Below are 24,422 nucleotides of genomic sequence, written 5' to 3'. Positions count from 1 at the left end.
GCCTGGCTTGCGTGGCGCGCGGCACGCTCAGTCCATGGTCGGGATCAGAAAGGCATCGGCGGCACCGCCCGGGGCCATGCCGTCGGGCCAGCGCTGGGTCACGGTCTTCATGCGGGTCCAGAAGCGGACGCCCTCCATGCCGTGCTGGTTGTGGTCGCCGAAGCCGGAGCGCTTCCAGCCGCCGAAGCTGTGGTAGGCGACCGGCACCGGGATCGGCACATTGATGCCCACCATGCCGACCTGGACGCGGCTGGCGAACTCGCGCGCGGCGTGGCCGTTGCGGGTGAAGATGGCGACGCCGTTGCCGTACTGGTGGGCATCGGCGAGGGCGAGGGCGCTCTCGAAATCGGGCGCCCGGACGATCTGCAGGACGGGGCCGAAAATCTCCTCGCGATAGGACTCCATCGCCGGCGTCACATGATCGAACAGCGACGGCCCGACGAAGAAGCCGTTCTCGTGCCCCTGAAGCGTAAAGTCGCGACCATCGACGACCAGCTCGGCGCCTTCCTCGACGCCGATGCGGATCCAGTTCTCGATGCGCTTCTTGTGGATGGCCGTGACGACGGGCCCATAGTGGGCGTCCGGATCGCCGGGCACGCCGACGCGCAGGGCGTCGATGGCGGGGATCAGACGCTCGCGCAGGGCGTCGGCTGTGCGGTCGCCGACCGGCACCACGACCGGCAGGGCCATGCAGCGCTCGCCGGCCGAGCCGAAGGCCGCCCCGCACAGGTCCGCCACCACCTGGTCCAGATCGGCATCGGGCATGACCACGCCGTGGTTCTTGGCTCCGCCCATGGCCTGCACCCGCTTTCCGGCGGCGGCGCCCCGGGCATAGACGTACTGGGCGATGTCGGACGAGCCGACGAAGCTGACGGCGCTGATGGCGGGATGGTCGAGGATGGCGTCGACCATCTCCTTGTCGCCATGCACGACCTGCAGGATTCCCTCCGGCAGACCGGCCTCGAGCATCAGTTCCGCCAGCCGGTTCGGCACCGACGGATCGCGCTCGGACGGCTTGAGGATGAAGGCATTGCCGCAGGCGATGGCCGGCCCGAACATCCACATCGGGATCATGGCCGGGAAGTTGAACGGGGTGATGCCCGACCCGATCCCGACCGGCTGGCGCATGGAATAGACGTCGATGCCCGGGCCGGCGCCCTGGGTGTATTCGCCCTTCAGCGCATGCGGGATGCCGCACGAGAATTCGATCACGTCCAGACCGCGCTGGATGTCGCCGCGCGCATCGGCCACGACCTTGCCGTGCTCGGACGACAGCAGTTCGGCCAGGGCATCCATGTTCGCCTCGACCAGTTCCTTGAAGCGGAACAGGACCCGGGCACGGCGCTGCGGATTGACCCGGGCCCAGGCCGGCTGGGCCGCGCGGGCGGCCACGATGGCCCGCTCCAGATCGGCCGCGACGCCCAGGCTGACCTTTGCCTGCACCTGACCCGAGCCGGGGTCGAACACCTCGCCCGTGCGCGTGCCGGCGGTGCCGGTCTCGCCGGCGATGACGTGGGAAATCTGTCGCATGGAAGTCTCCGTCACCGCACGATCCAGTCGTGCGCCGGGTCGTTCTGGAAGACCCATTTGCGCACCGGTCCGGCCATGACATTCAGATAGTAGAGGTCGTACCCGTGGGGGGCCCCGACCGGGTGATAGCCGCGCGGCACCATGACGACGTCGCCGTCGTGGACCGCCATGGTCTCGTCGATCGACCCGTCCTCGGTATAGACGCGCTGGAAGGCAAAGCCCTGCGGGGGCGACAGCCGGTGATAATAGGTCTCTTCCAGCAGGGTCTCGTCCGGCGCGGCATCGCGGTCGTGCTTGTGCGGCGGATAGCTGGACCAGTTGCCCCCCGGGGTGATCACCTCGACGACCAGCAGGCTCTCGGCCACATCGTCGGCGTCCGACAGGATGTTGCGCACATGTCGGGTGTTGGTGCCCTTTCCGCGCACCTCGACCGCCTCCGGACGCAGCACGCGCACCGCGCCCTTGCCAGTGCCCGGGGCCGAACAGACGGCCACTTCGGCATCGCGCTCGGCCGTGATCGTCCAGTCCATCCCGGCCGGCAGATAGACCGAGGCCGGAGCCCCGGAAAAGACATCGGCGCGCTCGCCCAGGCCGGCGTGGGTCTCGCCATCGGCCGCGACGGTGACGGTTCCCGACAGCACCACCAGGCAGACCTCGCGCCCGGCCTCGCCGCCCTGTTGGCTCTGGCCTGCCGACAGCTTCACCACGCGAAAGCCGACATGGCGCCAGCCCGCGCTCTCCGGCGTGACCTCCAGCACGGTGCCGGTCTCGTCTGCGGCATGGGGGCGGACCAGCAGGGACATCAGACCAGCCCCACGTCGCCGGCCAGACGCTTCAGCGTATCCAGACCCAGTTGGCCGTACTCACGCGGATCGGCGACGGCCGGGTCCTGCTCTGCCTCGATGACGATCCAGCCGGAATAGTTGATGGCCTTCAGCGCGGCCATGAAGGCCGGATAGTCATAGTCGCCGTCGCCGGGCGTGGTGAACATGCCGCCGACCACCCCGTTCAGGAAGCTGTCGCCCGCCGCGTGGAATTTGGCGTGCCGCTCGGTACGGACGTCCTTGCAGTGGACGTGGCTGATCCGCTCGGGGCGTGAGGTCGCCACGGCGATCGGGTCGATGCCGCCATAGACCGCGTGGCCGGTGTCCAGCACCAGACCCACATGATCCCCGGTCGCGCCGAAGAAGCGGTTCAGGTCTTCGCGGGTCTCGACCACTGTGCCCAGATGGTGGTGATAGGCGAACCGCATGCCCTGTTCATTGGCGTAGGCGGCCACCCGGTTCAGCCTTTGGCCGAAGTCGCCCCAGTCGCCGGGGGCCAGACGCGGCGGCGAATCCAGCCGACCGCCCTCGCGGTCGCCGTGCACGGCATTCGAGGTCTCGGCCAGGATGAAGACGCTGGAGCCCATGGCCTTCAGCAGCGCCATATGCGCTTCCATGGCGGCGATCTCGGCCTCGGCGTCGCGCACCAGCAGGTTCGACGAATACCAGCCGCCGACGATGTCGAGCCCGTAGCGCGCCATGATCGGCTTCAATGCGTCGGGGTCGCGCGGAAACTTGTTGCCCAGTTCGACGCCCTCGAATCCGATCTCCTTCACATCGGTCAGCAGCGCATCCAGCGTGATGTCGCCGCCCAGTTCGGGCATGTCGTCGTTCGCCCAGGCAATGGGGCTGACCCCCCAGCGGATGGTCATTCACCCTCTCCCTTGATCCGGGCTTCGTAGATGCGCCGGGCCTCGCGGACCTCGGCACGGGTCGAGACTTCTGGCACGGCGACGTCCCACCAGTGGCCGCCGGCCTCGGTGGTCACGACCGGGTCGGTGTCGATGACGATGACATGGGTGCGGTCGCTGGCGGCGGCGCGGGCCAGCGCCTGCTCCAGTTCGGCAATGCCGGAGACCTTTTCGGCCTCGGCGCCCAGACTGCGGGCGTGGGCGGCAAAATCGATGTCGGCCGGTGAGGCGTGGCGCGCATCGTCCAGAAGATTGTTGAAGGGTCGCCCGCCCGTGGCCTGCTGCAGCCGGTTGATGCAGCCATAGCCGCGGTTGTCCAGCAGCACGACGGTCAGCTTCTGGCCCAGCATCACCGCTGTCGCCAGTTCCGAGTTCATCATCAGATAGCTGCCATCGCCGACCATGACGAAGACCTCGCGGTCCGGCTCGGCCAGCTTTACGCCGAGGCCGCCGGCAATCTCATAGCCCATGCAGGAGAAGCCATATTCGACGTGGTAGCCGCCCGGCCGATGCGTCCGCCACAGCTTGTGCAACTCACCCGGCAGACCACCGGCGGCGCACACCACGACCGCATCCTCACTCGCCTGACGCCAGACAGCCCCGATCACCTGACCGTCCGAGGGCAGGGCGTCCGACGCGGCCGTGGCCGCCTCCCACGCCGTGTTCCAGTCCGCGACGCCATCGGCGCAGCGCCCGCGCCAGTCAGCTGACACCGTCCAGTCGCCCAGCGCCTCCGCCAGTTCGGTCAGAACGGCGCGCGCATCCCCCTGCACCCGGTGGGCGCCATGCTTGGTCGCGTCAAAGCCCGCAACATTGATCTGGAACAGCCGCTTGCCTGCAAACATGGTCCGCGAGCCGGTGGTGAAGTCCTGCAGCCGGCTGCCGACCGCGACGATCAGATCGGCGGCCCCGGCAGCGTCATTGGCCGCGCTGGTGCCGGTCACCCCGATCGAGCCCAGCGCCTGCGGATGATCCCACGGAAGGCTGCCCTTGCCGGCCTGGGTCTCGCCGACCGGAAGGCCCGTTGCCGCGGCAAGCGTCGACAGAGCCTCTTCCGCGCCGGAATAGAGGACACCGCCGCCAGCCACGATCAGCGGCGTCTTGGCCGACCGGATCGCCGCGACCAGATCGGCCAGATCCTGGGCGTCCGGGCGCGGGCGCGGCGTGCGCCAGGTGCGGGGTTCGAAGAAGGCTTCGGGATAGTCAAAAGCTTCGGCCTGAACGTCCTGACACAGGGCCAGGGTGACCGGACCGCAGCTCGCCGGGTCGATCATGGTCGCCAGGGCGCGGGGCAGGGCGTCAATGATCTGCTCGGGCCGGGTGATGCGGTCGAACCCGCGCGATACCGGTCGGAAACAGTCATTGGCGCTGACGGTCGCGTCGGCAAAGTCCTCGATCTGTTGCAGCACGGGGTCGGGACGGCGCGAGGCATAGACATCGCCCGGCAGGAACAGCACCGGCAGGCGGTTGACATGCGCCAGCGCGGCGGCCGTCACCATATTGGTCGCGCCCGGCCCGATCGAGGTGGTGCAGGCCATGGCGCGGCGGCGCCGGGTTTGTTTGGCAAAGGCGATGGCGGCGTGGGCCATGCCCTGTTCGTTGTGCGCCCTGAAGGTCGGCAGGGTGTCTTCCATCCCGGCCAGGGCCTCGCCCATGCCCGCGACATTGCCGTGCCCGAAGATGGCCCACACACCTGCGAAATAGGGCACGACCTGTCCATCGATCTCGACGTGCTGGACGGACAGCCAGCGCGTCAGGGCCTGGGACATGGTCAGGCGCACAGTGTGGCTCATGCCGCGGCCCGTGCGCGCCGCGCCCGGCGCCAGGCCTCGGCCAGCACCCGAAGGTTCTCGGTCAGCCGGGCGATGGCGCCCTCGTCATCCAGCTTGCCTTTGAGCCATTGCGCGGCGACGTCGTGGAAGATCGTTCGTCCGACGGCAAAGCCCTTGACCAGCGGGAAGGGGGCGGCGGCGGAAATCCCGGCCAGCACTTCATCCTGGGTCGCCGACAGTCCGAGCAAGACGATCCCGCGACAGCGCGGATCGTGCTCCAGGATGGCCGCCTCGCTGGCCGCCCAGGCCGCCGCATCACTGGTGGGCTCGAGCTTCCACCAGTCCGGATAGACGCCGAGGTCGTAGACGTGGCGGATCACCCGCGCCACCGTGTCGCCGCTGACGGGACCGTGCTTGGAGGCGATGATCTCGAGCAGGAACTCGTGCCGGGTTGAGCGGCAGGCGTCGAACAGGCGCAAGATCTGGCGGTCCTGGCGGGCGCGAAGCTCGGCGTCGTCATCGGGATGGTAGAAGACCAGGCATTTGACCACATGGTTTATGGGCCATTCCCGCAGGGTGGCCGCGACATCCGGGCCGCCCTCGAAGGCCAGCGGCCGCGAGCCCGGATACTCAATCGGGCGTCCGATCCAGTAGGGGAGGTCGGCGGCGGCCTCAAGCGCGCGGGCGCCGAAGCGGCCGTCCAGCAGCATGCCATAGCGGCCATCGCCCTGTGCCAGCCGATCGACGGCCTTGAGCGCCAGTCCCTTGAAATGGGCGATGGCGGTCTCGTCGCCGACACCCAGCTCCTTAATCAGGTCGTCGAACTGGCTGCGATGATCGATGGCCAGGACCGTCAGGTCGGTATGGTCGCCGTGGCGGTTCGTGGACCAGTGAATCTGTTCCAGCTCGGCGCTCTCACGCAGGCGGTGCGGCCACTGACCGGCAAGGAAGGTCTGCAGTTCGTCCCACGAGGCCATCGCGGGCGCGCAGCCGTGGCGCGACACGACCAGCGCCCCGCAGGCATTGGCCATTTCGCAGCAGCCTTCCAGCGGAAGGTCGCGCAGCCATCCGCGAAGGAAGCCGGCCATGAAGGCGTCGCCCGCCCCCAGCACATTGAAGACCTCGATGGGAAAGCCGCGGCTGGTCACGCCCTCGTCGAGCGAGGCGGGAATGGCGTCCGGGAAGGCGACGCATCCATCGGCGCCACGCTTGCAGACCAGCAGGGCAGGGCTGTGGTCGCGGATGGCGCTGAGGGCGGCGAGCGTGTCGTCCGTTCCGCCCAGGATATGGATTTCCTCTTCCGTGCCGACGATCAGGTCACACAGCGGCAGCACCTGCTGCAGGCGCTCGGTCACCCGGGCGCTGGCGACGAACCGGTCCTCGCCGTTGGCCTTGGCGGTCAGACCCCACAGGACCGGGCGGTAGTCGATGTCAAAAATCACCCGGCCGCCCTGGGCCTTCATCAACTCGGCGGCCTTGAGGCTGGCGTCGAATACGCCCGGCTGGGACAGGTGGGTGCCGTTGACCAGCAGGGCCCCCGCACGGTCGATCAGCGCCGGGTCGATGTCATCCACCGACAGGGCCATGTCGGCGCAGTTCTCGCGGAAGAAGATCAGCGGAAAGGTGTCGGGATCGCGGATGCCCAGCACGGCCAGGGCCGTCAGCCGGTCCGGGTCGGTTTTCATGCCGGAGGTGTCGACGCCTTCCCGATCCAGCTCCTCGCGCAGGTATCGCCCGAAATGGTCGTCCCCCACCCGGGTGATCAAGCCGGCGTTCAGGCCCAGCCGGGCGGCGCCGACGGCGGTGTTGGTCGGGCTGCCGCCCACATATTTGGCGAAGGTCGCCATGTCTTCCAGGCGTCCGCCAATCTGCTCGCCATACAGATCGATGCCGGCCCGACCCAGCGTCAGCAGGTCGAGCGGGCGGCGCTTTTCGTTTCTGGAAGTGCTTGTGATCATTCGCTTCAGACGCCCTGGTGTCCAAAACGACTATTTCATCATTCCCGAAATCGCAATACCTGTTTCACAATTGCGGCGAACGGAATGGCTATTTCAGGAGTTGCCGCGGCGCTTGCGTGTGGGCTTTTCGTCAGGCTGGGTGGCGGCAAATGCAAAGTTGATCACCAGCGCCTGGGCCAGGCACATGGACGCCGAAAGCGAACGGAACGACCGCACTTCCGATTCGCGGGTCAGGAGGGCCAGGTTGGCGGGCGCCGCGATCGGACTGACGGCGCTGTCGCTGATGGCCAGAACCTTGGCACCCCCCTCGCGTGCGGCCTCCACGACAGCCACGGTCTCGGCGGCATAGGGGTGATAGCTGATGGCGATCAGCAGATCGTCAGGGGCGATGGACTTGACCTGGGGTATGGCCAGACCGGCCACGCCATCGATGAAGACCGTGCGCTTGCCCGCCTGCAGCAGCGAATAGACGAGGTAGGAAGCGACCGGGAAGGACCGGCGGAAGCCGGTGACATGCACGGTGGCAGCCTGTGAGATCATCGCGACGGCGGTCTCGATCTCCTGCCGGGTGACGGTCTGGGTCAGGTTCTGCAGCGCCAGGATGTTGCCTTCGACGAACTCGGACAGGAGGTCGGCGGGCCTGGCCGTCTCGTCGTGGGTCGCCTCGCTCAACTGTCGGATTCGCTCGGAATAGCCCAGCGCCGCGTGACTGCTCAGCAGGCCGTCGCGGAACAGGCGCTGCATCTGGCTGGCGCCCTCAAAGCCGAAGGTCTTGGCAAAGCGCACGATGGTCGAGGGCTGAACCCCGCAGCGCGAGGCAATCACCGACAGCGTCTCGAGCGCAAAGTCGTTCGGTTCGTCCAGGATGTGCCGGGCGATCTGTTTCAGCCGCTTGCTCAGGCTCTCGTAGCGCAGGACGATCTGGGCCCTGAGCTCTTCAGCCGAGGCGGGCGCGGGGGGCGTCTGTTCCATGTCTCGACCTCAAGTTTCAGCTGACGGAATATCCGTTCGATTTTTCACTGGCAACTCTCGCGTGTCGCGATGGAAGCCGGTATGTCACGACTTTTCCAGGGGAGTGGCCCTGCGATATTCGTGTTCGAGGGGATGACTATGCACACTGTGGCACTGATCGGGGCGGGGCGCATCGGGCGAATTCACGCGGCCAATGCGGCGGCCAACGCCCGACTGCAGCTGGTCAGCGTCACTGATCCGACCCCCGCCGGTGCGGAGCTGGCCGGACAGTATGGCGCCGCGACCCGCAGCATCGAGGAGGTTCTGGCCGACCCGGCGATTCGCGGCGTGATTATCGCCAGCTCGACCGACACCCATCTGGAATACAGCCTGGCCGCCGCGCGGGCGGGCAAGGCGGTCTTCTGCGAAAAGCCGCTGGATCAGGATCTGGACCGCGCGAAAGAGGCCGCCGCGACGTTCGATTCGCTGGGCCAGCCGGTGCTGCTGGCCTTCAACCGGCGTTTCGATGCCAATTTCGCCGCCCTGCAGGCCCGGCTCGCAGCCGGCGAGGTCGGAGCGCTGGAGACCCTCCACATCATCAGCCATGACCCTGCGCCCCCGCCCGCCGACTACGTCCGCACGTCCGGCGGGCTGTTCAAGGACATGGTGATCCACGACTTCGACATGGCCCGCTGGCTGCTGGGCGAGCCGGTCGTCGAGGTCTTCTCGACCACTTCCGTGCTGGTCGATGCGGCGATCGGGGAGGCCGGCGACGTCGATACGGCCAAGACGATTCTCAAGACGACCGGCGGGCGCCTGTGCGTGATCTCCAGCAGCCGACGCAGCGGCTATGGCTATGACCAGCGGATCGAAGCCTACGGCTCGGGCGGTATGATCCGGGCCCAGAATCAGCTGGAGACGACGGTCGAGACCTGGACCGCCAGAGGTGCGGCGGCCGACCGTTTCCAGAACTTCTTCCTCGACCGCTACCGTATCGCCTATGCGCGGGAGATGGATCACTTCGCCGATGTGCTGGACGGGGCGGCGCCGCTGATCGATCACAACGATGGCGTGGCGGCACTGGCCTTGGCCGAGGCGGCTGCCCGTTCAGCGGCCGACGGCGTGGTCGTGCGGCTGTAGCCCTCCGTTGGACCGCGCGCTCACGCGAAGGAACAGGACTTTCAATCATCCCCATCGCATAAAATGAAATCGAAACTACAGGATTGACACGTGCTGAAATACATATTCTAACTTGGGGCAATCATAGAGGCCCGCAAAGGGCGAACGGGGAGGTTATCTGACATGGCGTATCGCCCGAATGTGCGCGTACTTGCTTCGGTCCTGCTGGGGGCCACTGCCCTTGCAGGCCTGCCGACTCTGGCCATGGCGCAGGACGCCCCGGCCAATGAGTCGTCGTCTCAGGATCCTGAGCGCCGACAGGACGCCCAGCCCGGACAGGATACGCAGGTCGACGAGATCGTCGTCACCGGCTTCCGTCAGAGCTATGCCAACGCCATTGCATCCAAGCGGAACGAGGACTCGATCACCGACGGTATTTCGTCGGACGGTCTGGGCCGCTTCCCTGACCTGAACGTCGGTGAGGCCCTGCAGCGGGTCCCGGGTGTTCAGATCAATCGCGAGGCGGAAGGCCGCAACGCCACCATCAACCTCCGCGGCCTGCCGGGCGAGTTCTCGCGCCTGACCCTGAACGGCCTGGCCTTCGCCGAGCCGATCCTGCGGGAATCGGCGCCGCTCGGGGCCTTCAACTCCGACATCTTCAGCGCCATCGTCGTCAACAAGTCCCCTCTGGCCGATGCCCAGAGCGGCGGTCTGTCGGGCAATGTCGATCTGCGCATCGCGCCGGCGCTCGGCCGCACCGACGGCGGCTTCATGAAGATCGCGTCCGAGTACAATGAGCTGGGCGAGACCTGGTCGCCGGCCGCCACGATCGGCTACAACCACCACTTCAGCGATGACTTTGCGGTGTTCGGGACCCTGGCCTGGCGCCACGAGGACTTCCGCCGCGACACCATCCTGTTCAACAGCTATTCGGCCTTCACGCCGGCCCAGGCCCAGCTCAATCCGGCCCTCCACCCCTACTATGCGAACTCGGCGGCCTGTACGTCCTGTACGGGCAGCACCTCGACGGCCGGCGTCCTCTATGACGCCCAGCATCGTCAGTATGTGCGCCTGAACGAAGGCGATCTGATCACGGGTGCCATCGGCGCCGAATATCGAATCAACGATCAGACCCGGGTCAGCGTCTCGGGCTTCTACTCCGATCGCGATCTGCCGATGACCACGCAGTATTTGCTGATCACCTCGAACAACGCGTCCAGCGTGCTGACCGCCAACAGTGACCCGGTGCAGATGGACGACGGTCGCTATGTGGTTGAGGACTTCAGCTTCGCCAACGCGGACATCACCTCCTCGACCCGCGGCTTCAGCCAGACGCAGAAGGTGTGGGGCTTCAACGTGACGGGCGAGTGGGAAAGCAACGACGGCTGGACCGTCAGCGGCACCGCGGCTGTGTCTCGCGCGCAAAACGACTCGATCGAGGTTTCGGTCGACTTCCAGACGCTTCAGACGGCCGCCGGCAACGGCATCACCGGTCGAATCGTCACGGGCGGCGACAACATCGACAATCACATCCAGACCCTTCAGCCGACCCCGGCCGTGACCACGGCCGGCATCAGTACCGGCGTCTGGGGTGGGGTCGGTGCCTCCGGCGCCTGGTTCGACAATGCCAACCCGGCGCTCCGGACCAACCGTTTCAACTTCCAGGGCACGCAGACCATGGGGACGAGCGAGGCGGAAACGGCTCGCATCGACATCGAGCGCGACCTTTACGACAGCGGGATCCTCAGCGGCTTCCAGTTCGGCGGCGTCTATGAAAGCGTGAACTTCATCGCCGAGGGCTACCGGATCATGGCCTTCGGCCTGCCGATCCAGAACGTGACCCCGGACTTCCTCGTGACCGCGCCGTTCGCTTCGGACTTCTTCAATGGACAGGGCGGCCAGCCGACGGACAACTGGCAGGTTGTCGACCTGAACCGCGCCATCACGGCCCTGCGGCCGGTCACCGTCTATCCGGGGGCGGAGCTGTCGCCTTCGGGCTACAACATCAACTACGCCAACAACGCCTATGCGCGGGACAACTTCACCAACGGCACCGACATCTTCGCCGCCTACGGCCAGCTGAAGTATGAGTTCGAGGTGGGTGCCATGCCCGTCCGCGGTAATGTCGGCCTGCGGTATGAGTCCGCAGAGAATACAGTCGATGCCCTGACGCGCGTCACAGTCACCAACAACATCGGTGCCCCGTCCGACTTCGTGCCCCGGCGGTACCAGCAGGACTACGACAAGTGGCTGCCGTCCTTCATTGTGATCGCCGAGCCGACGCCCGACATCGTGCTGCGCGCCGCGGCCTACAAGAGCTACGTCCGGCCCCAGCCGCTGCAGTTCTCGCCGAGCACCGTGGTCAGCGCCCCCTCGACGAACGGGACCTACACCGTAACCCTGGGCAATCCCGAACTGGAGCCCTATGACGCGACGTCGTTCGACTTCTCGGCGGAATGGTATAACCGCCCGGATAGCATCATCTCGCTGGCCGTCTTCACCAAGCGGATCACCGGCCTGATCGGACCGATCACCGACATCAACGTTCTGTGCCCGGCGGATGGTGGTGGCCTCGGCATCGGCACCTTCACCGTCAGCGGGGACCAGTGCCTGAGCAGCCTGACCTACACCCAGGGCGGCCTGACCCTGCCGTATCAGGTGAACATCTCGGGCTTCACCAACCAGGACAATCCGATCACGGTCAGCGGGGTCGAGTTCAACCTGCAGCAGTCGTTCGACTTCCTGCCGGGCTTCTGGTCCAACCTGGGCGGTGGTCTCAACTATGCCTATACCACCGTCGACGGCACGACGACGAGCGGCGACGACGCCACCCTGCCGGGTGTGTCCGAGCATAACCTGAACGTCATCGGCTACTACGAGACGGACCGCTACGGCATCCGGCTGGTCTACAACCTGCGCAGTGAATACGACCTGGCCTCGACCGCCAGCTTCACCGGCGCGGCGCGTCAGGTCCGCTCGCGCGGCCAGATCGACCTTTCGGCCTCGTACAACATCAACGACACTCTCTCGCTGGGCTTTGATGCCTACAACCTGACGGACGAAATCCGGGTCGAGTACGAGAATCAGGAAAACATGCCACGTCGCGCCGACTATGACGGTCGCACGGTGACCATGACCCTGCGGGCGACCTTCTAGCCTTCCTCCCCCGAAGCCCGGTCGATGTTCGCCTCGTGCGGTATCGGCCGGGTCAAGGGCATGGTTGATACTGAAGATCGAGTAATCCGGACAAGCGGAGCTTACCATGCACAGACGCACCTTCCTTTCAGGCACGGCGGCGTCTGCCGCCTTCGCATTGTCCGCCCCGGAGCTGGCCCTGGGCCGGGCGCAGGCAAAGGACGCGACCACGCTCGCCCTGCTGACCCGGGCGGCCGATCAGCTGGCAGCCGAGGTGCTGGAAGACCTGGAGGGGGCGGGGTCAGGCCGGGGCAGCGCGCGCGGCACGCTCCGGCAACTCCGCCGACTGTTCACCCCCTATATCTGGCCGGACTCCCGCTATCACCATAGCGCGGCGCTCGAGGCGCCGATGGAGACCCTGCTCAGCCAGGTCGAGGCGGCCCAGCACGACGACGGCACCTTCAGCGGCGGCAACCGCCACTCGCCGCCCGACTCGGCCTTCCTGATGGAAGACATGGGCGCCATGACCGAGGCGGCCGAGGGAATCCGTCATCCGGTGGTGCGGGACATCTCGAACCGGCTGGCGGCCATGATGCGCAAGGCGGGCCCGGCGCTGCGGACGGGCGGCATACACACACCCAACCACCGCTGGGAACTGTCGGCGGCGCTGGCCCGGATCGATCGCGTCGATCCCAACCCGGCCTATCGCGCGCGGATCGACGAATGGCTGGCCGAGGGCGTCGATATCAATGCCGAGGGCATCTATTCCGAGCGTAGCTCCAACTATGCCCAGGCCGTCAGCAATCCGTCGCTGCTGCGCCTGTCCCGCCTGCCGGGTCTTGAGGGCTTGAAGCAGCTGGTGCGGCGCAACCTCGAGACCACCATCGACATGGCCGAGCCGCATTACGGCGACGTCGAGACCATCTATTCGCGGCGTCAGGACCAGGCCCAGAGCAAGCAGACCCTGCACACCTACTATCTGCAGTACCGGGAGCTGGCGCAGGACTTTGATGACCGACGCTTCGCGGGCGTCGTGCGCTGGATCGAACAGAACGACAGCAGCCAGCTGGGCGACGCCCTGGCCGACTTCCTCGACCATCCCAAGCTGGCCGGGCCCATCCCGACGCCGGTCCAGCCCTTCGTCGACTTCCAGCGCTATTTCCGGACCGTCAATCTGGTGCGTGAGCGCCGCGGCGACATGACCGCCAGCTTCTATGCCGGCAGCGACTGGTACGAGGACGGCGAACCCTCGCGCTTCTACAACGCCATCGGCTCGGGCCTGGCGACCAATCCAACGCTGATGCGCCTGTGGAAGGGGCCTCTGGTGATCGACGCCATCCGGGTGATTCCCGACTTCTTCAGCATGGGCCATTTCCGCCCGTCCGACATCGACTTGGCCGACGACGGCACGGTCACCCTGAGCGGCGAGATGAGGGTTCCCTATTATCTGCCCATGCCGGCCGAGCGGCGGGATCCGGACGGGGTCTATGCGCTCAGCAAGTCGGTCGACGGACGCTTCAACAGCGCGCTCGATTTCAGCCACCGCCCGGCCCACTTCCGGCGGCTGGCCATCCAGATGATCGCCCGGCCGCAGGCGGACGGCTATGCGCTGGAGTTCACCACGGACGGGGAGGCCGAGGTCGACATCGCCATCGAAATCACCCTGCGCCCGGGTGGCACCCTGATGGGCGTTCAGGACGTCAGCGGCGTCGGGGCGATCCTGACCGGGGCGGAGGCCACCTATACCGTCGGCGACCAGGCCCTGCGCTTCGGACCCGGCGGCAGTGATGTCATGCCCCGCCTGAGCTCCGGCGAGCAGTACAGCTGGGCCGGCGGCCGCCTCAACCTGGCGGGCGACAAGGTCTATATCACCGGCCAGACGCCCTTCAGCCACACCCTGACCTTCGCGTTCGGCTGAGACGTTTTCTCCGCTGCCCGGGGTGGTGGAAGTCAGCGTGGACGGAGCTCAACGTCTGCAATGTCTTCATCTGCCGGAAGCGGAGCGTGGCTCGCGCTCGTCATCGGAAGGGCAGATGTGAGCTCTCGACCCGGTTGTCGGCCTCGCGACCGGTCTTGCGTTTCAGGATCGCCGTAGCATCGCATAGTTGTGAATGAGAACACCGTTGATCTCGAACTCTCGTCTCCTCATGACGTAGAATCCGGCACGCTCGAACAGCCCACGCGCCAGCTCGCTCGCCTCCACGTGCAGATGGGAAATTCCGCTTTCGCGAGCCACCTCGATCAGGCGGTCGAGCAGTGCCTTGGCGACTCCCCGACCCGCTGCGTCGGGGTGCGCGTACAGGTGATCGATATGGCCGTTCGGCTCCAGATCTCCATAAGCCAGACGCTGGCCGGTCGGCGCGCACGCAACCATGGTCAGTCGGCCGTCCATAGTGCGCGCATGAACTGTTTCAGGGCTGACAGGGGCAGGTGCCCAAACGGCTACCTGCTCGGGCGTGTAGCGTCTCGACCCGAGTATTCGAGCGGAGTCGTAATAGAGCTGGGCCAGATGCCCCGCATCGGCGGCGACGTAGGCGCGCAGTGTAAAAGATAAGTTGGCGACCATCGAAACCATGTTCAAAAACCTACCCCCGTCCCTGATCCGCACCTGTTCGGAGTGAGGCGGGGAGGGGGGGAGAGGTGGGGGTGTTAGGTGCGGTCTCCCAGCCACCGCTCTGTCCAGGACGCTTCGGTGAAGGCAGGAGGAAATGTGGAGCAGTCGCCGCCGAGCCGTTGCTCTATCGGACCCGTCGAATATCCCAGCTCTGCGTGGTCGCTTTTCGCGATCCAATAGGTGGTCGCCGAGCCGCTGCCGCCATCGGCCTCCACAACCCAGGCATCCACTGCACCTCGAGGCGTTGGAACGAACTCGCTTCCCAACACACGCACGTTGAAGACCCCCTCGCCCTTCTCATAGTGCCAGAAGGGTAGTGTGTGACGGGCATCTTCGTGGAGATCCATCCCCGCGAACGCCGGCCCCCAGAGATTGCCGTCCCAGACGGGGTATTGGACTGACCCCTCGAGTTCGGTGTGGGCTTCGCCAACGCGCATGGAACCCCGAATGGCGGTCGAGCCGTAGTCGACACGCACAGTTCGGGCCGGCGAGCGGGAACTGGCCAGACGGGTGCTCTCGTAGCGAATGGCGCTGAGGTCGCTTCTGTCGACCAGAAAGACGTCGCGCACATCAAATTCCAGCGCAGGCAGGCGCTGGTGGATCTCGATGCGCCACACCGGCCGGCTCCCGAGTATGGCGGCGTGAACAGACTGGCGCGTCGCGCCGGCAACCTGCCCGTTCAGTTCGACAGCATAGCAAGTCTCATGAGGGAAGAGACGTGCGCCATCCGGAATGTCTGGGACGAAGCCGGGCTCCATCGGAGCAAGGGACAGAGCGGCAAGGAACACGGTGGAAATCATCAGCTACCTGCCTGGTCGGCGGTCTAGAGCCTTCGGACGGGGCGAGATGCTGGCCAGGAGGCGCCTTCAACAGGCCGAGATAAAGACAGTCGGACCCGGTCAGGGCGATCCAGCTGCGTCTAACGTGCTTCTGCGCGCGACGTGCGCAGCGAGTCACCGGTTTCGACGGCATTGCGCGCGTTGGTCTTGCTGGAGCCTGCATTGGTCGCGGACTGGTCGTCTTGTGCGTCCGAACTGTCGGTTTGCCGAAAGATTGGTGTGGAATTCCGCAATCCCGATAGTGCTAACCGCACCATCTGGGTGAGGTGACAAAATGCAGATCGAAACCCCGAGCAACTTTCAGGCTGGCCAGGAAGGCGAACAGCGGCGGCGAGGGGGACTGGGCCACTGTGCGGGCCACATCGAGCCCCGTCAGTCGGGGCATGGCAATGTCCAGAATAGCCAGATCCGGCCTGTGCTGAAGAATGAGATCCAGGGCTTCATCGCCTGATCTCGCTGCGCCAACGATGGAAATGTCGTCGAACCGACCGAGCGCCAGGGTCAGCGCTTCGAGTGCAAACGGTTCGTCCTCTGCGATGACGATGTTCACCTCGCCGCTCCCTCCCGCGTGATTTTGGGTAAATCAAGGGTGACGCAAAAGCCGTGAGGCGTAGGCTCTGCGACGAGAGCCGCAGCGTCACTGTACAGGGCGCGAAGCCGGTCTCTCACATTGGCGAGACCGATCCCGAGGCCGGGCGCGGCGGTCGTGACGGGACTGGGGTCCTCGCATCGATCAAGGACGGTCAGCCTCAAACCGGCCGGCCGACGCTCGGCCCGGATAACCACATCGGTGGTCGACGTATTGCGCGCCACGCCGTGCTTCACGGCGTTCTCCACCAGGGGCTGGAGGATGAAGTTCGGCACCAGAAAATCCGCCTCGTCGGCGCCCGCTTCGACGACAACGTTCAGGCGCTCCTGAAACCGGACGGCTTCGACGGCCAGATATTCCTCGGCCAGTTCGATCTCGGCTCTCAACTCGGAGAACTCGTGCGGTGACGTGTCCGTAACGCCGCGAACGAACCGACTGAGGCGGTGGACCATCTCTTCGGCGTCGTTCTTTCGATCAAGAGCGATCAGCGAGGCCACGGCGTTCAGGGCATTGAAGACGAAATGGGGATTGATCTGCAGCCGAAGCGCCATCAACTGGGCCCGGCTGGCGCGGCTTTCGGCCATGGCCAACCGCTCCCTGCGGTCACTGTCACGGCGGACCAGATCGAGCAGCACGCCAAAGCAAAACACCAGGCCGTAGATGAAGACGAAGGAAATGAAGTTCATCGCCATCAGACGACCGAAGGCTCCCAGGGGACGGCCGAAGATCCACGGCTCTATGGCGACGCTCGCGAAGGCGTGAAACAGGCCGAGCCCGACTGCCGTGCCGGCGAGCCGGGCCCCCATCGTCAGGTCGATCGAGCGTGCCCGTCGCACCACTGGGCCGAGGGCGAACTGCCAGGCGGTCGCGCAAAGGACAAGGCCGATAATCGAGCAGATCGCCGTGTAGGCGATGAACCCGGGCGTAGTCGTATTCCAGTTGCTGGAAAAGATCAGCACATAGGCGAGACAGTAGAGCCCCCACAGTGTGAGGTTCAGCCCTTGTATGACGATTGTCTCGATCTTCAAGTCGGCTCCGGGACGGTCTCAGGTCTACCCCACCTATAGCGCCGTTTGATGTCGTGATCGTCCCTTTCGTCGCGCCTGAAGGGCGGTTGGTCGCAATGCCGGCCCGGCGGGGTCGTTTCATCGAATGTTGGCTGCAACGAGGGAGCACTGGCCCGATCAGCGGTCGGATTGACGGGCGTTCTCCGCGAACGCGATGGGCGGATGACCGCAGGAAGACCAATGGGGGATCGAACCCGGATCACGATCCATCTGGACACTGGCGATCATGCCAGGGCAGCGGAGATCGAGCGTCGCGTCTCTCGACTGGTGTCGGAAATCAACCGGGACTGCGCCCCCTCCGCATGCCGAGATAGTCGCGCCGCCGAGCCTTCTGTCGAACTTTCGAGGGGAGGGGGGCTGGCGGTCCCGGCCAATCGGGAGCGCGTTCTGGAGGCGCTCGCATTGGCGCGACGGGTTTTGCCCCGGGCCTCCATTAACGCGATGCTGGTGTTTCTCCACGTTTGCGAGCGGGAAGGGCTCAGCATGCGTGAACTGAGGGAACTGACGGGTATGAGCGATCCCATGATTTCGCGCACATCGCGGGGGCTCGTCAGCCGTAGCGCGCCAGGGGCCTTGGCACCCGCTCTCGGCTGGCTGGATGTTCGGGTCGATCCCGCCGACCGCCGAAGTCGCACCCTGCATCTTACCGCCCTGGGCATCGAGCTGCGGGATCGGCTTGACGATTGCGGCTGTACGGCCGGTGAAATCGGGCAGGCACAAAACGATCCCGGGGCGGACAGGCCGGACTCCCCGGATGGAGCGGACCCCTCAGTCGATGCGAAGGCCGCCGCGATAATCGATGTAGTCCCGGTGCTCGACAACCATTCCGTCTGAAAGGGTCACGATTGTCACGGCAGGATAGCGATAGCGAACCGGGCCGTCGGGCCCATCCACCTCGGTCAGGACGTCGCCGACGAAGACGACCCTGTTTGCGGCCTCAAATACCGAGGAAAGCTCGTATTCGATGCGGCGGAGCGAGGCTTCACGCCATCCGCGTATGCCGGCCAGAATTGCGTCCCGTCCTTCCCAGTTGAATGGATCAGGCAGGATCAGCGAGGTCTCGTCGATGAAGCGGGCATCCTCCGCATAGACCCTCGACAGGGCATCGACGTCCAGATCTCCATAGGTGTCGAGGTAGGCCACTGCGGAGGCAATGGCAGCGGCGTTGCCGCTTTTATCCGGGGACTGGGCCAGGGCCGGCGTCGCAGCAATCCAGCCGAGCAGGATGACCAGTCGCGATACATATCTGAGCATGGAAGGTTCCGGGAGCGTAGTTGAGGCCATTTTTGAGCATGCGGTTCCGGATGGATACAATAAACAAAGAAGTCGGAATAGTTCCGTACGGAATGCTGGAACATTATTGCATCCTTGCAAGAAATATAGGTGTCCAAATTGTCGAGTCTTCGGTCTATGACGTCTGGATAGAGCGTGACTATCGCTTCAAAACGCGGCCGTTGCGACGGTATATGATGCGCATTGGCAAGTAAGCCGTATACCTGCGGTGCAATATTACAGGAGATTCACTAGGCGTGCGCGCATGTCATCGTATGGTGCGGAACGCACTAATGATTGGTGCCCCGATCGTCGCAACGCCCCAGGAGAGACTCTGATGATGCGCAACTCCCTCGCCGCCGCGCTGGCGGCAATGACACTGGCAGCAGGGAGCGGCGTCGGCCCCGTTCTGGCTCAATCCGCGCCGGCCGCGGCCGGGTATCAGCCGTCTGACCAGGCCGAGCAGATCGCCCGACGGTATGTATCCGCCTATTCCGAAGCCGACTGGGACGCGATGTCGGCGCTGATGTCGGACGACTTCATCTTCACTGACCGGACCAGTCCCGAACTGGGGGGGCAGGAATTTGACAAGGACGGCACCCTGGCGATGTTCCGCCAGTACGAGACACAGGGGCGCATCGTGGGCCTGTTTCTCGACTTTCCGCGCGTCTTCTCCAGCAATGGCGTCGTCGTTTTTTCCGGCCACGTGAACGCCTTGAGCCGGACGTCCGATCCCGACTACGGGGTCCGGTGGCGGGCCGAGCAGGTCCTGATTTTGACCGTTCATGACGGTCAGGTTGTCCGGCACGACGACTATGCCAACTACGCGGCACCCGTGATCTCGCGCGAGCGGGTGGAGGCTGACCAGTGAAGGCCGGCACACTGCGTAGTCGCCTGCTGGCGACAGCCTTCGGCGCCATGACGCTTGCAGCCCAGGCCGCCTGCATCTCGACCGCGCAGGCCCAGGACCGAGCTGTGGAGGAGCCCTCCTCCGCAGGGGTGCTGGTTTTTACGCCGGAGGACTTTGCCTGGGCGCGCCCCAACACCGCTCTCGATATGGCGACCCGAATCCCGGGTTTTGCTGTGGACGACGGGGACCAGTTGCGCGGTTTTTCCGGGGCAGCCGGCAATCTGCTGATCAATGGGCGTCGGCCGGCAACCAAGGGCGAGAGCGGATCGTCTGCCCTGGCCAGAATTCCCGCCGACCAGGTGGTGAGGATGGAGCTGATCCGCGGCGGGGCGCCCGGCATCGATATGCAGGGGTTCAGCGCCGTCGTGAACGTGGTGGTGTCCCGCGACTCCGCCGAGCTTCAGCAGACCCTTCAGTACAGTGTCACAGCCTTCGAAAATGCCGATGCCCTGCACGGTGCCCGCTACGAAGCCGAACTGCGCCGGGGTGACCATGTGTTCAGCGCCCTGGTCGTCGACGATGTCTCCTACAGCGACGATCAGGGGGTCGCCCAGGTCACGCGCATTGACGCGAACGACGCCGTGACGACCGCGCAGGAGACGACACAGTTCGGGGGTGGCTCCAGCTATCTTCAGCTGGGCTATGGGGGCCCCCTTGCAGGCGGCCGGATCGAGTCGACAGCGAAGTACGTCGTCTATGACTTCACCTCCCGCACGGATGCGGTCGCGCCGGACCGTCAGGGTCTCAGCCTGTCGGTTCAGGACGGATCCGAGTACGAGGCGGGACTGACCTTCACGCGCCCTCTGGCCGGCCCTTGGGGCCTTGAGGCGCGGCTTATTCACTCATCGTCGGACGAGGATGGCCTGGCCCTGGACGAAGGGGTGACAGGGGGCGTCAGCGACCCCATCCAGCGCTTCGACTATCTCCGCTCTGCATCGGAGACGATCGCCCGCACCGTTGTGCGCCGCGAGCGGGGCGACGGAGTGGGCTGGGAGTTCGGTGGAGAGGTCGCCCTGAACACCCTGGACAGCGCCCAGAGCTTCGAGGTCGGGGGCGTCGCCGTACCGCTGCCGTCAGCCTCGATCAATGTGGAGGAGGTTCGGGGCGAAGTCTTTGCGACCGCGAACTGGAATCCGCGGCCCGATCTGAGCGTCGAGGGTGGCGCGCGGATTGAGACGTCGCGGTTGAGGCAGAGCGGGGATGCGAGCGCGGAAACACGCCTCACCTATGTGAAACCGCGATTGCTGGCGACCTGGACCCCTCAGCCCGGAAACCAGTGGCAGTTCCGCTTTGAGCGGGAGGTGGGCCAGCTCGACTTCAACGACTTCGCCGCGTCGGTCGACCTGGCGAATGACGATGCCTTTGGCGGCAATGTCGACCTTCGTCCGGAAACGCGCTGGGTAGCAGAGGCCGGATGGGAGCGACGCTTCATGGAGACCGGCGCCCTGACCGCCACGTTCCGCCATAGTGCCGTTTCGGACGTCATCGATATCATCCCGGTCGGGCCGCAGCTGTCGGGCGTCGGAAATATCGGCGACGGCAGATCGACGGAGATCGAGGCCTCCCTCAGTCTGCCGCGGGGGTTCCTGGGCCTGACCGGCGGCCGGATACGGATAGACGCGCGTCGCCAATGGACCTCGGTCACCGATCCGACCACCGGCCAGAGCCGCCCGTTTTCCTACAGGTCGCCCTGGGCGGGGTCTTTCGACTTCGAGCAGGATATTTCCCGCTGGAAAGCGCTCTGGGGGTTCACCTACTATTTCGATGAGCGCAGGACCCAGTACGACCCTGATGCCACAAGAACCCTCAACACGGACGGCTATCTGTCGGCCTTCGTGGAGTACAAGCCTGATCCTTCGCTCTCTGTTCGCCTGACGGTCTCCAGCTGGCTGTCGATCAACACCGAGCGGACGCTCTACGCGGACCGCGTGAACCGCAATGTCGCCCTGGTCGAGCGTCGTGACGTCGACACGGACACGGTATTCAGGCTGCAGCTTCGCAAGGCGCTCTAGCAACCGCCCGCCAAGGCCGTGGTCTGCCGGACGGGCATGACCACGGTCGGCCGGGCAAGGCCTTGGCGGCCCCTATCGGAGCGTGGGGAGCAGGAATTTCCCGGGATGGGGCCAGACTTCATGCTCCGGTCGATCAAACTGAAGCAGTTCGATCAGGGCATTCCCGTCCCGGATGAACGCCGTGGTCACACCCACGGAAGGCGTGGCGGGTTCCAGCACGACCTGCCGCCCCTTGAGCGCCGAATGGAGGTCATCGACGACGTAGGCCACATGGATCTGCTCCTTGATGAGCTGTGGCAAGGTGTTGTCGTCGTCGAACCTCATCCACTCAATGGCATACGGGGCATCGAAATAGCCCAGGGCATGCATTCTGAGTTCAGGAATATGGATCATTCCCGGCATCACATCCGGGACCGGGATGCCGACATGGTGGAACGTCAAACGCTGCGCTGAAGCGGCCGGGTCAGGGGTCATGGGCGTCCTCTCCTGCGATGCCGAAAGGGTAGCGGACCGGGACAGTCGTCTTGCGATTAGCCCAGCCTCCAGATCGACGTGTGGCGTTTGCCGACCGGCCCAACCAAACGGCGCCATCGTGGTCACGCCCGGCTTCGCGCCCAGTGCCCGAACGTGATGGAAAAGAACGACACTGTTCCGATGTGTATCATGCTGCGGACACCTGGTTCAGCCTCGACGTTTGCTGTGTGTCGCTCTGCGGGCGTCGTTCGTCGCAAAGGCTGGAACGCGGCCGTCCAACCGAACCGGCACGTCCCGCTTGCTCCGGTGGTGATCCGTCACCGTTGTCGCCAGGGTCCGCCCGCCCTATAGGCTGGCGGCACAGGGCAGACACGGGAGGTCCGTCGTATGATCGTTTCTCAGCAGCTGACCTCGCGCGCCCTGAGACCTGGACGGTGAGGGGCGGTGTGTCTGCCGAAGACCTGACGGATCGAGAGAATGTGGTGATGTCGCTGGTCTGGGGCCACCAGCCGGTCACGGCCTACCGGATCCGCCGCTTCTTCGCCGAGTCGATCGTCACGCATTTCACCAACAGCACCGGCACGATCTACCCCATCATCCGCCGTCTGGTTGAGCGCGGCCTGCTCGTTTCGACCCCTGTTGCAGAGAGTGGGCGCGGGGCAGAAATGCTGACGTGCTCACCGAAAGGGGAGGCGGCGATTGCGGCCTGGATCCGGCGTATCGACGGGGCGGAAATGGTCCTCGAGGACCCGATCCGCACCAAGATGGCCGCCATGGATGTCCTGCCGCTGGCCGAACGGCTGGCGTGGCTGCGTGAGCTGCAGGCGGCCATGACCGCTGAGCTGATTGCCTTGCAGGCCTTCGCCGAGCGCAATCGGGACATGCCGTATCAACTCCTCCTGCACGACAACGCCCGCTCAACGCTCGTCAGTCGGCTGGAATGGGTTTCGCGGGCCTTGATCCTGTTGACGCGGGATGAGCCGGACGAGATCGCTTAAGACGTCGCCCGGCAAAGGCGTGGGCAATGCGGGAAACCTGTCAGAAGTACGCGTGCTGCTCGTTCGAGTATTCCGGCTTGGGAGCCGGTGGCGGTGCGGTCAGTCGAGCGGCAACTTGTCTCTAAGGGCCACCACGCGCGACGCCAATGCGAGGGGTGATGAAGCAGGCCACGACGCCGAACCTTTGGAAATTGCCGGTGCCGCCGGTGATGGGCACGGGTCCACACCGAACCCAGGCGTGGGCCGTCAGCTCACCCGGTTTGTCCGGTGTCGACATCGAGGCGCCAAGGAACGCGGCATAGGGGACGTTCAGGGCGTGGCAGAATGTGACCGCCGCCATGGCCTGGGGCAGGCAGTCGGCGCGGAAAGGTGCGAATCTGGCTGCAGTGGCTACCGCACGGCCAATCAGCCGGGCGCGCCGCAGTTGGTTTGCATCGGCGATGGGCACCAGTGCCGCTGCCCCAAGGCTCCGCCCCATCAAAGGCGCGAGCCGCCGGAACGGGACGACGATCAGCAGGCCCGAGGCCACGCCGATCAAGGCCCACGCCACAGGCGTCAGGAGCTTGAGCCCCAGAGGCCATCGCCAGAAATGCTGCAATCTGCCCAGACGCCTTCCTCCTATGCTCGTCGGCCCTATCAGAGTGTCACCCGATCGAACAGACGACCTGCGACAGGGACAGGGTGAGCCCGGGTCGCGCGACGTGACGGGACAGGGACAGATCGCTTCCGTCCAGCCTTCGGATCTCGGTTGGCGGCGCGGGCAGAGACAGGTCCGAGAGGGGGCGGTACCCGCGATCCGGCAGATGAAGGACACCCGGCTCGCCGGAGGAGCGGTGATCCCAACAGGGCCGACGATGGCGGAGAGGGGGTCCGTACGGATGACTGAAAATACAATAAGTTCTCGGCGATTGCTGATTTTACCCGCAGCGCTACCCACGCTTTGGCGGTGGATTGCGCTGGACATTTTTGGACTGTTTCAGTCGGGTGGCCAGCCCGCGAAACAGGTGGTGCGGCGCCGTCGGAATGACGGCCCGAGCCACGCTTCCGTCTCGCTTCACGATGCCGTCTCGCTCAACATCTTTTGGGCGAGGTTCACCATCTGCCGGTAGGCAGCGTGCTGCCCTTGAGGGCAAGGCTGCCGCCTTCCGCGTCCCGTATCCCTGACAAGGACATCATGGGCGGAGTTGCGCAGTAATCCGAGAAGGATCAGATGTCCGCGCCTCTCATCACGCCCGCCGACCTCGTTCGAGAAGAACTTGAATGGTTCGAAGGCTACGAGGCAGCCGACGACAGCGGCCTCGGGTGTAACCGGGATTATCGTGACTTCCGCGGCCGCTCTTCAGCGGATGCCAGACGGGTCCTGGAAGATGAGCGACGCCTGGTCGCCGAGGTGCGGTCCACTGAAGAGTGCTGGATATCTGAGGACGGCGATGGGCCCGAAATCGAA

Annotated in this window: 19 protein-coding genes; 6 read left to right on the top strand and 13 right to left on the bottom strand. The window is 65.4% G+C overall.

The genetic code is table 11. From position 1 onward, the window contains the following. Positions 1–27 precede the first annotated feature (27 nt). The 6 genes from V7672_RS00980 to V7672_RS00955 all read right to left on the bottom strand — a co-directional run bounded on the left by V7672_RS00980 (position 28) and on the right by V7672_RS00955 (position 7,967). A complete protein-coding gene (locus tag V7672_RS00980; protein ID WP_335622811.1) occupies positions 28–1,530 on the bottom strand; it encodes a CoA-acylating methylmalonate-semialdehyde dehydrogenase in 1,503 nt (500 codons plus the stop codon). An 11-nt stretch (positions 1,531–1,541) separates the two neighbouring features. After that, complete coding sequence (gene iolB / locus V7672_RS00975) at positions 1,542–2,336, bottom strand: 5-deoxy-glucuronate isomerase (RefSeq protein ID WP_335623261.1); 795 nt, start codon at positions 2,334–2,336, stop codon at positions 1,542–1,544. Further along, on the bottom strand, positions 2,333–3,226 hold the full coding sequence (gene iolE, locus V7672_RS00970; RefSeq protein ID WP_335622810.1) for a myo-inosose-2 dehydratase: 894 nt from the start codon (positions 3,224–3,226) through the stop codon (positions 2,333–2,335). The genes iolB and iolE overlap by 4 nt, the downstream gene beginning before the upstream one ends. Beyond that, positions 3,223–5,058 carry a 3D-(3,5/4)-trihydroxycyclohexane-1,2-dione acylhydrolase (decyclizing) gene (iolD, locus tag V7672_RS00965; protein ID WP_335622809.1) on the bottom strand — a complete coding sequence of 612 codons (1,836 nt, stop codon included), beginning with the start codon at positions 5,056–5,058 and terminating at the stop codon, positions 3,223–3,225. The genes iolE and iolD overlap by 4 nt, the downstream gene beginning before the upstream one ends. After that, a complete protein-coding gene (locus tag V7672_RS00960; RefSeq protein ID WP_335622808.1) occupies positions 5,055–6,995 on the bottom strand; it encodes a bifunctional 5-dehydro-2-deoxygluconokinase/5-dehydro-2-deoxyphosphogluconate aldolase in 1,941 nt (646 codons plus the stop codon). The genes iolD and V7672_RS00960 overlap by 4 nt, the downstream gene beginning before the upstream one ends. 93 nt (positions 6,996–7,088) lie before the next feature. Further along, positions 7,089–7,967: a MurR/RpiR family transcriptional regulator gene (locus tag V7672_RS00955; RefSeq protein WP_335622807.1), complete on the bottom strand. Its 879-nt coding sequence runs from the start codon at positions 7,965–7,967 to the stop codon at positions 7,089–7,091. A 138-nt stretch (positions 7,968–8,105) separates the two neighbouring features. Here V7672_RS00955 and iolG point away from each other — a divergent pair, with 138 nt between their 5' ends. From iolG to V7672_RS00940, 3 genes are all read left to right on the top strand, one after another. Beyond that, positions 8,106–9,086, top strand: coding sequence for an inositol 2-dehydrogenase (iolG, locus tag V7672_RS00950; protein ID WP_335622806.1), 981 nt, complete (start codon positions 8,106–8,108; stop codon positions 9,084–9,086). A 162-nt stretch (positions 9,087–9,248) separates the two neighbouring features. Further along, positions 9,249–12,221, top strand: coding sequence for a TonB-dependent receptor (locus V7672_RS00945; RefSeq protein ID WP_335622805.1), 2,973 nt, complete (start codon positions 9,249–9,251; stop codon positions 12,219–12,221). Positions 12,222–12,327: 106 nt separating this feature from the next. Further along, entirely contained in the window at positions 12,328–14,118 is a 1,791-nt protein-coding gene (locus V7672_RS00940; protein WP_335622804.1) for a hypothetical protein, read from the top strand. Between the two features lie 162 nt (positions 14,119–14,280). Here V7672_RS00940 and V7672_RS00935 read toward each other — a convergent pair whose 3' ends face one another. The 5 genes from V7672_RS00935 to V7672_RS00915 all read right to left on the bottom strand — a co-directional run bounded on the left by V7672_RS00935 (position 14,281) and on the right by V7672_RS00915 (position 18,563). Then, positions 14,281–14,775, bottom strand: coding sequence for a GNAT family N-acetyltransferase (locus V7672_RS00935; RefSeq protein WP_335622803.1), 495 nt, complete (start codon positions 14,773–14,775; stop codon positions 14,281–14,283). Positions 14,776–14,849: 74 nt separating this feature from the next. After that, the gene (locus tag V7672_RS00930; RefSeq protein WP_335622802.1) at positions 14,850–15,614 is read right to left on the bottom strand and encodes a DUF3108 domain-containing protein; all 765 of its coding nucleotides are present in this window, start codon (positions 15,612–15,614) and stop codon (positions 14,850–14,852) included. Between the two features lie 283 nt (positions 15,615–15,897). After that, positions 15,898–16,203 (bottom strand): LytR/AlgR family response regulator transcription factor, encoded by a 306-nt coding sequence (locus V7672_RS00925; protein WP_335622801.1) that lies wholly within the window; start codon positions 16,201–16,203, stop codon positions 15,898–15,900. Next, on the bottom strand, positions 16,200–17,270 hold the full coding sequence (locus V7672_RS00920) for a sensor histidine kinase (protein WP_335622800.1): 1,071 nt from the start codon (positions 17,268–17,270) through the stop codon (positions 16,200–16,202). Before V7672_RS00920 ends, V7672_RS00925 begins: the two co-directional genes overlap by 4 nt. Positions 17,271–18,077: 807 nt before the next feature. Beyond that, positions 18,078–18,563 (bottom strand): nuclear transport factor 2 family protein, encoded by a 486-nt coding sequence (locus V7672_RS00915; RefSeq protein WP_335622799.1) that lies wholly within the window; start codon positions 18,561–18,563, stop codon positions 18,078–18,080. Between the two features lie 355 nt (positions 18,564–18,918). On the opposite strand from V7672_RS00915, the gene V7672_RS00910 reads away from it, so the two are divergent. Together V7672_RS00910 and V7672_RS00905 are read left to right on the top strand one after the other, a co-directional pair. Then, entirely contained in the window at positions 18,919–19,452 is a 534-nt protein-coding gene (locus V7672_RS00910) for a nuclear transport factor 2 family protein (protein ID WP_335622798.1), read from the top strand. Next, positions 19,449–21,503 (top strand): TonB-dependent receptor plug domain-containing protein, encoded by a 2,055-nt coding sequence (locus V7672_RS00905; RefSeq protein ID WP_335622797.1) that lies wholly within the window; start codon positions 19,449–19,451, stop codon positions 21,501–21,503. Before V7672_RS00910 ends, V7672_RS00905 begins: the two co-directional genes overlap by 4 nt. Positions 21,504–21,575: 72 nt before the next feature. On the opposite strand, the gene V7672_RS00900 is transcribed toward V7672_RS00905, so the two are convergent. After that, a complete protein-coding gene (locus V7672_RS00900; protein ID WP_335622796.1) occupies positions 21,576–21,977 on the bottom strand; it encodes a VOC family protein in 402 nt (133 codons plus the stop codon). Between the two features lie 80 nt (positions 21,978–22,057). Here V7672_RS00900 and V7672_RS00895 point away from each other — a divergent pair, with 80 nt between their 5' ends. Beyond that, the gene (locus tag V7672_RS00895; RefSeq protein ID WP_335622795.1) at positions 22,058–22,975 is read left to right on the top strand and encodes a PadR family transcriptional regulator; all 918 of its coding nucleotides are present in this window, start codon (positions 22,058–22,060) and stop codon (positions 22,973–22,975) included. A 121-nt stretch (positions 22,976–23,096) separates the two neighbouring features. On the opposite strand, the gene V7672_RS00890 is transcribed toward V7672_RS00895, so the two are convergent. Beyond that, positions 23,097–23,939: a lasso peptide biosynthesis B2 protein gene (locus V7672_RS00890; protein WP_335622794.1), complete on the bottom strand. Its 843-nt coding sequence runs from the start codon at positions 23,937–23,939 to the stop codon at positions 23,097–23,099. Between the last annotated feature and the right edge of the window lie 483 nt (positions 23,940–24,422).

This window comes from Brevundimonas sp., from assembly GCF_036963785.1.
GTDB lineage: Bacteria > Pseudomonadota > Alphaproteobacteria > Caulobacterales > Caulobacteraceae > Brevundimonas.
This window is presented reverse-complemented; position numbering and strand designations above follow the sequence as displayed.

What these genes read in the sequence shown, in the direction of transcription:
- iolD (WP_335622809.1), bottom strand. Translation starts at nt 5,058, where the DNA reads ATGAGCCACACTGTGCGCCTGACCATGTCCCAGGCCCTGACGCGCTGG.
- V7672_RS00930 (WP_335622802.1), bottom strand. Translation starts at nt 15,614, where the DNA reads ATGATTTCCACCGTGTTCCTTGCCGCTCTGTCCCTTGCTCCGATGGAG.
- V7672_RS00960 (WP_335622808.1), bottom strand. Translation starts at nt 6,995, where the DNA reads ATGATCACAAGCACTTCCAGAAACGAAAAGCGCCGCCCGCTCGACCTG.
- V7672_RS00935 (WP_335622803.1), bottom strand. Translation starts at nt 14,775, where the DNA reads ATGGTTTCGATGGTCGCCAACTTATCTTTTACACTGCGCGCCTACGTC.
- V7672_RS00955 (WP_335622807.1), bottom strand. Translation starts at nt 7,967, where the DNA reads ATGGAACAGACGCCCCCCGCGCCCGCCTCGGCTGAAGAGCTCAGGGCC.
- V7672_RS00940 (WP_335622804.1), top strand. Translation starts at nt 12,328, where the DNA reads ATGCACAGACGCACCTTCCTTTCAGGCACGGCGGCGTCTGCCGCCTTC.
- iolG (WP_335622806.1), top strand. Translation starts at nt 8,106, where the DNA reads ATGCACACTGTGGCACTGATCGGGGCGGGGCGCATCGGGCGAATTCAC.
- V7672_RS00890 (WP_335622794.1), bottom strand. Translation starts at nt 23,939, where the DNA reads ATGTCCAGCGCAATCCACCGCCAAAGCGTGGGTAGCGCTGCGGGTAAA.
- V7672_RS00910 (WP_335622798.1), top strand. Translation starts at nt 18,919, where the DNA reads ATGATGCGCAACTCCCTCGCCGCCGCGCTGGCGGCAATGACACTGGCA.
- iolE (WP_335622810.1), bottom strand. Translation starts at nt 3,226, where the DNA reads ATGACCATCCGCTGGGGGGTCAGCCCCATTGCCTGGGCGAACGACGAC.
- V7672_RS00980 (WP_335622811.1), bottom strand. Translation starts at nt 1,530, where the DNA reads ATGCGACAGATTTCCCACGTCATCGCCGGCGAGACCGGCACCGCCGGC.
- V7672_RS00900 (WP_335622796.1), bottom strand. Translation starts at nt 21,977, where the DNA reads ATGACCCCTGACCCGGCCGCTTCAGCGCAGCGTTTGACGTTCCACCAT.
- V7672_RS00915 (WP_335622799.1), bottom strand. Translation starts at nt 18,563, where the DNA reads ATGCTCAGATATGTATCGCGACTGGTCATCCTGCTCGGCTGGATTGCT.
- V7672_RS00945 (WP_335622805.1), top strand. Translation starts at nt 9,249, where the DNA reads ATGGCGTATCGCCCGAATGTGCGCGTACTTGCTTCGGTCCTGCTGGGG.